This is a genomic window from Halalkalibaculum sp. DA3122, from assembly GCF_043951865.1.
GTDB lineage: Bacteria > Bacteroidota > Rhodothermia > Balneolales > Balneolaceae > JAMQKA01.
Genome location: NZ_JBINJF010000020.1, coordinates 23,297 through 36,718 on the forward strand (window position 1 = coordinate 23,297; position 13,422 = coordinate 36,718).

Below are 13,422 nucleotides of genomic sequence, written 5' to 3' on the forward strand. Positions count from 1 at the left end.
TCAATCCTTGCTATTAATAGCGCGCCCTTTTCAGAAAGAGCTTTTATTTATCGCCAGCCAATAAATTCCCATGTTGTTCACCACTTCCACAAAATCCTGGTAGTCCACCGGCTTGCGCACATAGCTGTTGGCGCCCAGGTCGTAGCCCCTGATAATGTCCTCTTCCTCCTGCGAGGAGGTCAGGATGACGACAGGAATGCGCCTGGTGGCCGGTTCTGCCTTTACCCGCTTCAGCACTTCGTGCCCATTCAGCTTCGGGAGCTTCAGGTCAAGCAGAATCAGCTCCGGGTAGCCCCGCTCTGCCACCCCGCCCGGACCGTCACCCAGCAGAAAATCGATCGCCTCCTGGCCGTCCTCCACCACGGCTATATCATTGGCAAAGTTATTCTTCCTGAACGCGAGCATTGTCAGCTCCACGTCATCGGGATTGTCTTCAACCAGCAAAATATAGTTTTCGTCTCCTGCCATAACTATGTTTCTGTTCTGAAATTAAAATAGAAGGTGGCTCCCTCGCCGGGCGTGCTGTCAGCCCAGATCTCGCCGCCGTGCAAATTTATAATACGTTTTACCGTTGCCAGCCCGATGCCCGAGCCTTCGAACTCTTTCTGGCTGTGGAGGCGGTCAAACGCATTGAACAGCTTGTCAGAGTAGCGGGGATCAAAACCAACGCCGTTGTCTTTAATAAAAAATAACTTCTTTGTATCACGGATGGTTGTCCCGATTTGTATCACCGGCTGTTCCTCCCCGGAGCTGAACTTGATCGCATTCGAAAGCAGATTCGTGAGCATCGCTTTTACCAGTCCGCGGTCCGCCTCAACCCGTAAATCCTTTTCGACCTGCAGATCTATCCCGTTATCCCGTTTCAATTCAATTAAATCATCGAATACTGTTTTTGCAAGCCTGGAAATATCAACCTCTTCAAACTCAGGTTCGCGCCGCGAGATACGGGAAAGTTTCAGCAGGTCATCAATTAGGTTGCCCATATCCTGCGCGCCCTGCCGGACCCTTTTCAGGTAGTGGGCGCCCGTCTCATCCAGCTGGTCAAGGTATTCATTGACCAGCTCCTGGCTGAATCCGTCAATGCGGCGAAGCGGGGCCCGCAGGTCGTGCGAGACCGAGTAGATAAAGTCGTTAAGTTCTTCACTGGCGGCCTCATATTGCGCCATTTTCCGGGCAATGCGCATTTCCAGGTCTTCATTCTCTCCCTGCAGTTCACTTCTTGTCCGCACTTTCCGGGTCTTCCTCTCCTGTTTTTCCCTTTCGGTAAACTGGTCGGTCATGTCCTCAAGCGTATGGATCAGATATCTTATTTCGCCTGCTTCATTCATGACAGGAGTGTGCGTGAACTGCCAAAAACACTCTCGGGAGCCTGAGGAGTCGGCGATCCGACAAAGTTCAATATCGGTATGATGAGCTTCAGCCCTCTTCTTTACCTGTGCAATGGATACTGCTAACAGGGATTTCAGGGATTCACTTTTGACTGCCAGGAGCGGAACCAGGTCCGCCAGGAGATCCTTGTTGAGCACCTGCGACCTGTCCAGACGTGTTACATCAAGGTACGCTTCATTTGCGGCCGCAACCCGGGCGTCACCTCCCGAGGGAGCGAGAACGAGCGAGGGGACTGGTAATATTTCAAATATTGATTTATACTCTGCCAAATCAAGCATCATAAAAGCCTGTCGTCTGTATGTCGGTTTTCCAGGGACCTGTGCGGCCCGCGATGTTCTCAATCCTGTTTTAGAGTCGTCCCGCACCCTGTTCTATGCAGTATCTCCGGGGTGCGTTTTCCCGATAGGTCTCAATTTCGGTCGCGTTTTTTTCGCCCGTCTCTTTGTTATCAGTATATAACAGCCCCGGGAGGTGGTCAACAGGTGATTTCCATGTATTGGAAACAATAGTCCAGCCCGAATTTTACGAACTTTTTTGGAAAATCATCACATTGTTCTCGTAAAAGTCGAGTGTGGCGTTCCACTGCCGGGCCAGCCAGCGGAACGTCTGCTTCGTGTAAAAGGTGACGTGGGTATTATCCAGCCGGTAATGCCAGTCGGCGAAGTGCTCGTTGTCATCTTCGGCCAGCTTGGTCATAATTCCCAGGTATCCGCCGGGGCGAAGGCAGTTCCACAGCCGGTCGAACTCATGCCGGGGGGTATGCAGGTGTTCAGCCACCTCGGTTGAGGTAATAAAATCATAGGTCTCGCCAAACACGGAGGGATCATCGGCATAAAAGGGATCGTAGATGCGCATTGTATGTCCCTGCTCCTCAAACATGATGTTCAGGGTTGGTCCCGGTCCCGAGCCAAAATCCAGTCCTTTGCTGTTTTTCCCGAGCAGCCTGATCAGCGGATTGAACAACCGGCCGAGAAACGCGCGGTACCGCTCATCTTCGGGATCATTGTTATGCTGGTCGTAGCGTTCGAGCTCCTCCTGTGGAGTCGGCCGGTGGCGTTCAGGGGCAAAGATAAGGCGGCAGGTATCGCACTGATAGTAATCGGAGCGGTACTGCTCGGTAACATCCTGGTAGAAAAGTCGCACGTTGGAGCCGTGGCAAAGGATACAGGTATCGGGTTTTGCTGGGGAATGGATGGTGTCAGGCTGTTTTGAGTTCTGCATGCAAGAATTTAATGTATATCTCGGATACTCTGAAGATAGCAAATTAAACTGCAATCAGCTCGGTTTAAGAGATGGCTGGAAGGCAAATTGAAGCCTTTGCAAAACCGTTCTTTTGATCAATTCCGGTATTTCTGCGGATGCTAAATACTCACTTATGGAATGTTAACTGTGGTTTCGAATTCGCTCCGGCTTTGCTGACCTGATCAATCAAATATTCTAAAACCGACTTATTAAAACCATCTCCAGACCTGAATAACAGGTTAACATATCAAGGTGTACCGTTTTTTGAAATCGACATTCCGGATATTAAGACAATATTAAGTAGTGGTGGATTCCTTTATGTTTAACGCATTTAACCGTATCTTTGCGGCTTGTTGAAAGATCGTTAAATATATACACAATCCCGTTTTACACAACATAATGAGTTACCTCACATTTGTCCTCAAAGAACGGCGGCTGCTGTCATTTGGACTCTCATTCACCTTTTTTTCCAGTTTTGGACAAACCTTTTTGATCTCCCTGTTTGTTCCCTATTTCCTGCAGGAGTTTCAGCTTTCCAATGCCGGATTTGGCTCGCTCTATTCGGCCGCCACCCTTACCAGCGCTGCCGTACTTCCCTGGCTCGGCAAGTGGATTGATCATATTCCACTCCGCCTATACAGCACCTGCGTGGCGGTCGGGTTGGTAATCGCCTCATTTATGGTGGCGATCTCGTGGCACGTGGGACTGTTGTTTGTGGGGTTACTGCTGCTGCGCCTGGCCGGACAGGGATTGAGCAGCCATACAGCCCAAACCGCAATGGCCAAATTTTATGACCATCAGCGCGGCAAGGCGCTCAGTATCTCCAACCTTGGCTATCCCATCGGGGAAGCGATTCTGCCGCTGGGGGTTACCGCCCTGCTCACGGTGTTCCACTGGCGGATGACCTGGGCTACAATTCTGCTGATTATCGCGTGCATCATGATCCCGTTTATCCATATCATCCTTCGCAAGGAGGAGGGCGAACTCGAGGAAGACAACCAGACTGTCTCTCAAAACTCCGACGCCGACTACTCCTACATGCGGATCCTCAGCGACTATCGCTTCTATTTTCTCTTTCCCGCTGTACTGCTGCCCCCGTTCTGGGCTACCGGCTTTTTCCTCTACCAGGTATCGGTGGCCGAATCCCTGGGGTGGACCGCTACCCTCATCGCTTCCGCCTTCGTGATGTTTGCGGTCGCCCGTATTTTATCGTCACTTGGAGTGGGGCCGTTAATCGACCTGTTCAAGGCCCGTACCATCTTTCCCTATTACATGCTGCCGATGGCCGCCGGATTTGTATTTGCATTCTACCATCCCGGTTCGTGGTCGGCCTTTGTCTATATGGCGCTGCTCGGTGCTACCATGGGGATGGGCGGTGCCATAAAATCGGCCTTGTGGGCAGAGCTCTACGGAACGAAAACGGTGGGCACCGTACGCAGCATGTTTTCCGCCCTCATGGTCTTCAGTTCTGCACTGAGTCCCTTCATGATGGGCTGGCTTATCGACAACGGCACTCCCATGACTACGATCCTTTTCTGGGCAGTGGTAACCACGCTGGTGGGGACGCTCCTGGCGATGTGCGCCTTTTCGTCACGGGTCCGCCTCTTTTTCAGCCGGCTTAACAGGTAGTAAAACCTGGCATTCTCTTATCCCGGGGCAAATGCGATGTCGCATCAAAGCTGTGGATCGGGCTGCCCTACATTTCGCACGGGAACCACGGCATCCTCAGACAGATGCTAACTCACGATCTACCAGGAACTTGCTAGGCTAACCCGGATTTCTTGGCGAGAAATCCGGGCTAAACGGGGCGTTTATTTTTAATGTACAAAAATGAACAGGGGAAGCTGATTGGGAAGTCCAAAAAGGGAACAGGCTATTCCCAATATCTCAGCAACGGTTCCCGTTCGCCCGAAAGGGGATCCCGTTCCGGCAAGGGGACCGATCGTATATTTTTCAGAATGCGGGACCGCTCCCCGGACCTGCCGGTACACAGGTCCCACGACTGCCCCTCGGGATAGGCTCCCACGACCTGGAAACCCGGAGAACTGCTGATCCTGCAATGACCAACTCCGGCGGGAATCACCACGGCGTCTCCCGCCCCAAGCTGCATCTGTTCTCCCTGCGTCCCGCCAAACTGCACCTCAGCCGATCCCCCGGTTACCACCAGAACCTCGTGCGCCGTACTGTGATAGTGGGGATATGAATAGATGCCGTTGACCCAGGCGCCCTTCCACTTGTGCCGGCCAAGCAGCCTCTTTACGGCCCCGGGATCCCCTTCCGCAGACTCCAAGACGCCGGGATACACCAGCAGCGGCAGACTCGGATTATTGGGTATAGTTCCGTCATCATCAAAAAAGTAGGGGCGGCATTCTTTCATCGGGAAATTCATGTTTCAATAACTATTTCAGCGAATAACATAGCATCTCCGGTACTGCATTCCCAAAAAATTAACGCTCTGATTCATAAAAAGTAGGGAATCCCCAAAAAATATTTTATACTAAGACGTCTGTTGGGGGAATTTTACCATATTTACTCCCAAAGAAGACGTTTGAACAGTAGTAAAGAAGTTAAATTTGGAGTATTTATTATGGCAGATAGAGAAGTTGGAACCGTCAAGTGGTTTCACAACAGTAAAGGATACGGATTTATTTCCCGAGAAGAAGGAGAAGATATCTTCGTACATTACAGTGAAATCAATATGGAGGGATATAAAAAGCTTGAGGAAGGTCAGCAAGTCGAGTTTACTGTAGCTGAAGGTGACAAGGGGCTACAGGCTCAGGAGGTGATTCTCCTCGATTAGAATCAATAGTAATATTTTTGAGCACCATGGCCCTCATGGTGCTTTTTATTTTTTTGGAGACATGGCGTACGCAACGCTGCCAGAGCGGTGAAAGAATATCGTACGTGGGATTGGGGTTATGCGAACGCCGCCTGCAGGCAAGCGTTTTCACGTTTATGCCCCCTGTAGCGGGCGGCATTGCGCTTCGTTTTGGCGTCACCACAGCCAGCGATTCCCCAACCGATGCCAGGTTATTGTCTGCCCGTATCTTGTACGAGGGAGATACGAGCAGGCCCTACTTCAAATTTTTCTCTGGGGAAAGTCTTTACTTACAGAGAGCTTTGCAAAACCGCTGTTTTGGCCCAATATCGTCATTTTTGATCTTGACCAAAGCTCTTGGTTTTTCAAAGCCTTCTTACAGGTAATTTCCATCCTCGTTCAGAACGTGCTGCTCCAACTTGCTTTTCAATTCGTTCGGGTTGAACGGTTTCGTTATAAAATCGTTCATGCCGGCGGCAAATACCTTCTCCTTTACCTCCTTGAGTGCCGCAGCCGTCAATGCAATTATCGGCACCGAACGTTTGTGCACCTCATCCAGCATCCGGATCTGCCGCGTTGCCTCATATCCATCCATGTTGGGCATCTGCAGATCCATTAACACAATGTGATAATTGTTATTTTTGATCTCCCTCAGACACTCCTCTCCATCCCCGGCCACAGAAATTTCCATCTCCCAGCGATCTAGGAACCGCTTCATCACTTTCTGATTAATCGGGTTATCCTCCACCACCAGGGCTTTGACCCCCTCAAGACTGTTGACGCGCTGGGATGTTGAAGTCAGTCCATTCGTCTCTCCCTCCTTTTCATCGGCGATCTCGAACTCCAGGTCAACGTAAAAGGTGCTTCCTTCCCCCTTTCTGCTCTCGATATCTATGGTGCCTCCCTGCAGCTCTACCAGCTTCTGGGTAATCGAAAGACCCAGGCCGGTTCCCCCGAAAACCCGCGTGGTATCGGTTCGCTCCTGGGTAAAACTCTCAAAAATGTCGGCCTGCTTCTCGCGTGCGATGCCCACGCCGGTGTCAGAGACCTGCAATTGTACGCGAACCCGGTCTTCATATTGCTCCCTGCATTTCACCCGGATCTCAACCGCTCCCTGCTCGGTGAACTTGACCGCATTGCTTGTCAGGTTGTTTAGGATTTGTGTCATCCGGGCCGAATCACCGCATATCAGGTCGGGGATATCCTCATCAACGTCCGCTTTTAACACAATATCTTTCTTTCCGGCGGTAAACTTGAAGCTTTCGATGACCTCGTGCACCAGCCGCCGAAGATCAAATTCGGCATGCTCAAGTTCAATTTTCCCGGATTCGATTTTGGAAAAATCCAGGATGTCATCAATCAGTGCCAAAAGCGTCTTGGCAGAGAAGTCCAGAATTTCGATCTGCTCAAGTTGATCTTCCCGGGGATTGTCCTTGGCCAGCAGGTTTGTCATTCCGATAATCGCGTTCATCGGCGTTCGTATTTCATGGCTCATCGTGGAGAGAAACTCCGATTTCGCTTTCGATCCCTCCTCCACACTGGCTTTTGCCTTTTCCAGCTCGGCCAGGTTCTCCTCCAGCTCCTTTTTCTTTTTGTTGAGCTCGGCATTGAGCTCTTTCTGCTCTTCCAGCAGCTGCCGGGTCTGCTCCTCGGCCCGCTCTTTCGATTCGGAAAATGAATTAAAGATCATCCAAGTGGAGATGAAAGCTGCCGAAAGCACGCTCCATTTAATGAGCCAGTATCCCTCGGATGTAAAGTAGATCTGGTCAAAAATGATGTAGTCCAGCACAAAATAGGAAAGTATGGAAAAACCGATACCGGCATTGCGCAGCACATTTTTATCCTTGTCAAAAAGCAGGATGGAGAGACCGCTGGCGGGAATAAAAAAGGTTTGGATAAGCATGTTGGTGCCAAACACCGAGCTCAGGATGACTATCGCCACGTCCACATAAATAATCAGCAGCAGCTTAGAGCTGTTTTCATATCCCTGCCTGGCCAGAATCGGGATAAGCGTAAACGCGACCGCCTCGCATAGAAAAAACCAGGAGAGGGATACCGACCGGTTGAGGTGGAAGGCGATCAAAAACACGATACTGACCCCGGCCAAAAAAAAGGAAACCGAGTTCAAGACGATCAAACTGCTTTTGCTGATGACATCCCGCCGGTTTTCCCTGAGGTCGAGCCCCAGCGCATATTTCTTAATTGCAGATAGAGTACCCATCGCCTGTTCGTTGTTCATTTTATGCACAGGGAGAAATAACAAAGAAAAAGAAACCGCGCAAACTTATTTAAGGCATCTTAATATTTTCCTTGGGCTGCATGTTGCTATTGCCCTGCGAACCAACGACTTCGCGCTATTGTGTTTTGTAGATGATTTGGTTTAATTCGCGGCCTGCTGGTCAAGCTTGGTTTTGTATGCCATGGCGTAAATTTTCATCTGTTTTACCATCGATGCCAGGCCGTTGGATCTTGTGGGAGACAGATGCTTCTCCATCCCGATTTTTTGGATAAATGCGGGTTTTGTGGATATAATCGTGTCCGGATCCTGGCCAGAGTAGAAACGGACCATCAGTGCAACCAGCCCCTTGGTAATTGCGGCATCACTGTCAGCCTCAAATATTACCATGCCGTCATCGAGGTGGGTATGCAGCCATACCTGAGACTGGCATCCGCGCACCAGGTTTTCTTCAATTTTATATTCTTCATCAAGAGGGGAGAGCTGACGACCCAGTTCAATGATATACTTGTATCGCTCGGTCCAGTCGCTGAGCGCCTGAAACTCGTTTATAATTTCTTGCTGTATTTCCTGAATATCAGACATAAATATAAATATCCACAGATCATTTTGTTTCCTTACAAGATAAGAAGAATTCTGATCGATGTTTAGCCCGTATTTCTCACTATAATGCATGCAAAAGTCATGTATCCTGATGGCAGGCAGTATCTTACCTCATATTTTACGGCCTTTTTACTTGACAGGGTGTAAAGGGTCTGTCCTTCAACTGCGTTAAAGGGAACATCACCTGCTCATCGTACAACAGTACGTCTGCACGGCCATTTCCCCTTTGCCTCGCTGAAGAACAAATTTCTTGGTGAAAAATCCAGGCTGATGCAAGACTAAACGGCCGGTTCGGTTTGAGGCTTCAGGCTTACAGCTCCACACACGCAAACGACCGACTGACGGCTGTTGTCCCACTCCGGCTTGGCATAATCGATGATCTCCACATACTCATCTTCGGAGGTGTGAATCCGGTAGTTGCAGGTACAACTTTTCCCTTTCAACACGTTTTGATAGTGCTTCCGGACCTTTTCCAGGTCCTCCTGGTGGATAAACTCTTTGTATCCCCCCTCTTGCCGTACCAACTCGGCCGAAATACCGGTAAAGACCGGAAACTCTTCGGAAACAGCTTCAAAGATCGGTTCGCCATTCATCAGCTGCAGCCGATATGTGAATTCCGACGCCTGTCTCATGAGCCGATCAAACTCCTGATTCCGGCGCTTCAAGGTTTCCATAATCCGCTTCTGCATGGTGACATTGAGAATTTCAGCCCGGATCAGCGTCCCGTCCTTCAGATCCAGGAGCCTCGTATCCCCCTCTATCTGTATCGGGACCCCGGTCTTGTGGCGGATAATGCCCTTGAAATGTCGGCCGCCAAACCGCTCTTCATCCGCTCCCTGGTCAAACCGGCTTTTGAGAGAATCGCGATATTTTTGGGGAAACAGGTCCCACACCTTTATCTGCTTGAGTTCATCCTTGCTGTATCCGACCAGCTCTCGAAACGATTTGTTCGCCATCACGATGTTTCCCTGCAAATCCACGTCCAGGACTGTTTTGTGTGAAGCCTCCCGAAGCTCGTCAAACTCACGCTGGGTATCCAGGAGTACCTCCTCGGCTCGTTTCCGCTCGGTGATGTCGTGCTGGTACGAGACCCAGTGTGTTATATTGCCCGCCGCGTCGGTAAGCGGGTGAATATCCCACTGATTTACAAATTCGGATCCATCCTTCCGGTAGTTGACCGCCTGCCCGAAAAATGACTTGCCCGCCTTAAGGCGCTGCTTCAGTTTATCGAGCACCTTTCGGTCGGTCTTCGGCCCCTGCAGGATGCGGGGGGTCTGGCCGATCGCTTCCTCCCGGCTGTACCCTGTCATCCTGGTGAAACCCTCGTTCACGTACACAATACGGGGACCGGGTTCATCCAGGTTCAGTTCTGTGATCAGGATCGAGTCGTAGTCATTCTTGATCGCCGACTCCAGCAGATTAAGATCGGTTTTATACCGCTCTTTCTCGCTCTCCAGTTCTTTAAACAGCTCTTCCAGCTGCTTTTGGGATTCTTTGTCTTTTCCAAGGTTCTTAATCTTTTCTTGCCAGTTCGACGCCATTGTTCGATCGTTTGTTCTCTATTTCGGGTTCAAGCGGAAGGAACAGTAATACCAAATCAAATCATTCCATACAAACTAATTTTTTGGCAATGAATTTCGTTCCATGGCGAAAAAGGCGGGGCGCCTTCAGTACATCAACAGCGGGAACAGGATGGAATGGAACTTCCAGACCTCATTATTTGATCAGCAGTTTGGCAATGGTATTGAGCTGCATGTTTGAGGTCCCCTCGTAAATTTTCCCAATTTTCGCATCCCGGTAAAACTTCTCCACCGGGTACTCCTTTACATACCCATACCCACCAAAAAGATCTATAGCCAGTGAAGAGACTCGTTCAGCCACCTCCGAAGAGTGGTACTTGGCCATCGCCGCCTGTTTGGTAAAATCCTGGTCCTGCTCCTTGATGCGGGCGGCGTTGTAGACCAGCAGCCGCGCCGTCTCAATATCGGTGGCCATCTTTGCCAGCTGGAAGCGGACCCCCTGAAACTCAGATACCGCCTGTCCAAACTGCTTTCGCTGTTGCGTGTAGTCCAGCGCGGCATCCAGGGCGCCCTGCGCGATGCCCACCATCTGCGCCCCGATGCCGATGCGGCCTTCATTCAGCACCTCCATGGCCACTTTATAGCCTTTGCCCGGTTCGCCCAGGATGTTCTCTTTAGGCACTTTGCAGTCCTCCAGCAGCACCTCGCAGGTTGAGCTGGCACGGATGCCCAGCTTGTTTTCTTTATTTGAAACAGAAAATCCGTCAAAATCCCGTTCCACCACAAAAGCGGTGATCCCCTTGTAGCCCGCCTCGGGATTAAGCGTGGCAAAAACGATGAAAATGTCTGCCTCCGCCGCATTGGTGATCCACATCTTGGCACCGTTTAGCAGGTAGTGGTCGCCCTGCTCCTTGGCAGTAGTCTTCATGGCAAAAGCGTCGCTGCCGGATTCCGCCTCCGAAAGACAGTAGGCGCCGACCTTCTCGGTAGCCAGGCGGGGAAGATATCGCTCATTGATCTGCTCGCTACCCCAGCGCAGAAAGGCGTTGTTGACCAGCGTATTTTGCACATCCATGAACACGGCGGCCGAGGCATCCACTTTGGAGATCTCCTCAATCGCCAGGATAGACATGAAGAAGCTGCCGCCGGCGCCCCCGTACTGCTCGGGAATTTCGATCCCCATCAGGCCCATCTCAAAAAATTCCTGCATCAGGTCGGGATCCAGCTTGGCCTGTTCGTCCATCTGCTCCACTTTGGGCTTGATGGAGGCCCGGGCAAAGTCAGCGGCGGCCTCTTTCAGCATGCGTTCATCTTCGGTGAGATTGGTAAGTGGCATCATCTCTTGTTTAACCTGGTCCATAAATAGATGATTAAAATGTGGTGAGTTTCCCTATTTTATTTTGAACAAAACCGGAAGAATGATATTCATTTTCCTGCTGAGTTGACAACTTAATATGAATCAATCCCCAAAAACTGCTGTTATTATCTTAGAATGTGACTGTTTATCTTTCATAAAAATCACAGGTGATTATGGGAAATAAGGAGATCGATACCGGGCAATCACTCTTTGAGGAGTTTCCGCCCGTCTCAAGGGAAGAGTGGGAAAAAGTAATTGAAGAAGATCTTAAAGGCGCCGACTACCGGCAGAAACTGAAATGGGAAACCGGTGAAGGTATCAACGCCCTGCCTTTTTACCGGCGCGAGGATATGGATGAACTCGAGCATACACGTCCCGTGCCCCCGCCCGACAAAGAGAAAAACGAGTGGCAGATCTGCCAGCCCATTTTTGGGCAGGATGTCACCCGGGCCAATGAAACCGCCCGAAATGCCATCGAGCGCGGTGCTGAGGCGCTGCAATTCCAATTTCATGTCCAGCGCACCGAGGGCGGGCTGGGGGGCGACCTGCAGGGAACAGCCATCCAAAGCCAAAAAGATTTCCGGGAATTGTTGAACAAGGTTGCCTTGGAAGATGTGACCCTCCATTTTGATTCAGGCCTTGGCACGCCTGTGCTTATGGCGTTGCTCCACAATGAACTGAAGCAACGCAATGTACATCCGGATTCCGTACAGGCTACATTTTTGTACGATCCCTATTCCTACATCGCCATCCACGGTCAGCTGCCCAAGCCGGAAGGGCGATTGCTTGATGAAGCGGCCCAGATGGTCTCATTTTGTGATCAAAATCTGCCGGGCGTACGCTGCCTTGGAATTGACGGGCGAACCTGGCACGAGGCCGGGGCGACCATCACGGAAGAGCTGGCACTGGCACTGGCAACCGGCAGCGAATACCTGGCCAAACTCTCTGAACAGGATTGCCCGGTGGATGCCATCGCTTCTCGTATTCACTTTAGGCTTCCCATCGGCAGCAACTATTTTTTGGAGATAGCCAAGTTCCGTGCCGCCCGAGTCCTTTGGGAAAAAGTAGTAGAAGCTTATAAACCTGACGAAGAAAAATCGTCACAGACATACATCCACGGGGAAACTTCTCGCTGGAACAAACCGGTTTATGATCCCCATACGAATATGCTGCGAACCAGCACCGAGGGGATGTCGGCCGCCATCGCAGGGTGCGATTCGATCACGATAAACCCGTTCAATCTTTCCTACCAGCAGCCGGATGAGTTTGGGCAGCGCATAGCCCGAAACTCCCAGATCATCTTCAAGGAGGAAGCCTATCTTGACCAGGTGTATGATCCCGGGGCGGGCTCCTACTATATTGAAATGCTGACCGACAAGATTGCAGCTGCAGCCTGGCAACAGTTCCAGGAGATCGAAAAGCAGGGCGGTATTTTCAAAGCTCTTAAACATGGTACTATTGCTACCGTGATCCGGGGTTCTGTGGAAAAACGAAACCGTGCCATTGCCGAACGGGGACGCATTTTTGTGGGCATCAACCAGTATCCCAACCCGGATGATAGAATGGCCGATAAGTTTGATTCCGAATACCGGGCCGTTTCCCTGAAGGAGTCGGATCGCGATGTGGAGATCGACCAGGGGCGTATTGTGAATTCGCTGGCGGACCAGTTTGAAGCCGGGGCCCAGCTGGGCGATGTGATTCCCGGGCTATTTGACCACGGCAAGCAGCTGTTCCGCAACATTCAGCCCTACCGGGGTACTGACGCCTTCGAGCAGCTGCGGCTGGCCACAGAGCGACATCCTGAAACCCCGACGGTGCTGATGCTGCCGCTCGGCGACCGCAAAATGCGCAAGGCCCGCTCCACATTCGCCGCCAACTTCTTCGGCTGCGCAGGCTACGATATTGAGGATCCGCTGGGTTACGAAAATATTGAGGAAGCTATAACAGCAGTTAAGGAGCAGCAGCCGGATATCGTGGTTCTGTGCAGCTCCGACCAGGAATACACCGAACTGGTTGAGCCAATGTGCAAACAGCTTCAATCTCTTGACAAGCAACCGATAGCAGTACTGGCCGGCGATCCCGGGGAGCGGATTGAATCCTACATGGAAGCGGGTATCGAGGCTTTTATCCACCGAAAATCAAACGTACTGGAAACACTCAAAGAGTTCCATCAGAAACTCGGAATCGAACTTAATTAAAAATGAAGAATGAAGAATTAAAAATTGGAACTGAGCAATCCACCAATTCTTCATTTTTA

The 13,422-nt window shown here is 50.8% G+C and carries 11 protein-coding genes; 3 read left to right on the plus strand and 8 right to left on the minus strand.

Features of this window, described 5'->3' with window-relative positions:
• Positions 1-30 precede the first annotated feature (30 nt).
• The 3 genes from ACG2F4_RS13210 to ACG2F4_RS13220 form a co-directional block, all read right to left on the minus strand.
• Entirely contained in the window at positions 31-468 is a 438-nt protein-coding gene (locus ACG2F4_RS13210) for a response regulator (RefSeq protein ID WP_395261351.1), read from the minus strand.
• Between the two features lie 2 nt (positions 469-470).
• Entirely contained in the window at positions 471-1,670 is a 1,200-nt protein-coding gene (locus tag ACG2F4_RS13215; RefSeq protein ID WP_395261352.1) for an ATP-binding protein, read from the minus strand.
• A 241-nt stretch (positions 1,671-1,911) separates the two neighbouring features.
• Positions 1,912-2,610: a class I SAM-dependent methyltransferase gene (locus tag ACG2F4_RS13220; RefSeq protein ID WP_395261353.1), complete on the minus strand. Its 699-nt coding sequence runs from the start codon at positions 2,608-2,610 to the stop codon at positions 1,912-1,914.
• Positions 2,611-3,030: 420 nt separating this feature from the next.
• Between ACG2F4_RS13220 and ACG2F4_RS13225 the strand changes: the two genes are divergently transcribed.
• Positions 3,031-4,260 (plus strand): MFS transporter, encoded by a 1,230-nt coding sequence (locus ACG2F4_RS13225; protein WP_395261354.1) that lies wholly within the window; start codon positions 3,031-3,033, stop codon positions 4,258-4,260.
• 244 nt (positions 4,261-4,504) lie between these two features.
• On the opposite strand, the gene ACG2F4_RS13230 is transcribed toward ACG2F4_RS13225, so the two are convergent.
• Complete coding sequence (locus ACG2F4_RS13230) at positions 4,505-5,008, minus strand: cupin domain-containing protein (protein WP_395261355.1); 504 nt, start codon at positions 5,006-5,008, stop codon at positions 4,505-4,507.
• 210 nt (positions 5,009-5,218) lie between these two features.
• Between ACG2F4_RS13230 and ACG2F4_RS13235 the strand changes: the two genes are divergently transcribed.
• Positions 5,219-5,431, plus strand: a complete 213-nt coding sequence (locus tag ACG2F4_RS13235; RefSeq protein ID WP_310686388.1) for a cold-shock protein — start codon at positions 5,219-5,221, stop codon at positions 5,429-5,431.
• 394 nt (positions 5,432-5,825) lie between these two features.
• On the opposite strand, the gene ACG2F4_RS13240 is transcribed toward ACG2F4_RS13235, so the two are convergent.
• The 4 genes from ACG2F4_RS13240 to ACG2F4_RS13255 form a co-directional block, all read right to left on the minus strand.
• Positions 5,826-7,670, minus strand: a complete 1,845-nt coding sequence (locus ACG2F4_RS13240; protein ID WP_395261356.1) for a response regulator — start codon at positions 7,668-7,670, stop codon at positions 5,826-5,828.
• 159 nt (positions 7,671-7,829) lie between these two features.
• Positions 7,830-8,270, minus strand: coding sequence for a SufE family protein (locus ACG2F4_RS13245; protein ID WP_395261357.1), 441 nt, complete (start codon positions 8,268-8,270; stop codon positions 7,830-7,832).
• A 296-nt stretch (positions 8,271-8,566) separates the two neighbouring features.
• The gene (locus tag ACG2F4_RS13250; protein WP_395261358.1) at positions 8,567-9,829 is read right to left on the minus strand and encodes a PAS domain S-box protein; all 1,263 of its coding nucleotides are present in this window, start codon (positions 9,827-9,829) and stop codon (positions 8,567-8,569) included.
• A 175-nt stretch (positions 9,830-10,004) separates the two neighbouring features.
• Positions 10,005-11,168: an acyl-CoA dehydrogenase gene (locus tag ACG2F4_RS13255; RefSeq protein WP_395261359.1), complete on the minus strand. Its 1,164-nt coding sequence runs from the start codon at positions 11,166-11,168 to the stop codon at positions 10,005-10,007.
• A gap of 170 nt (positions 11,169-11,338) precedes the next feature.
• Here ACG2F4_RS13255 and ACG2F4_RS13260 point away from each other — a divergent pair, with 170 nt between their 5' ends.
• Positions 11,339-13,363 (plus strand): methylmalonyl-CoA mutase family protein, encoded by a 2,025-nt coding sequence (locus ACG2F4_RS13260; RefSeq protein WP_395261360.1) that lies wholly within the window; start codon positions 11,339-11,341, stop codon positions 13,361-13,363.
• Positions 13,364-13,422 lie beyond the last annotated feature (59 nt).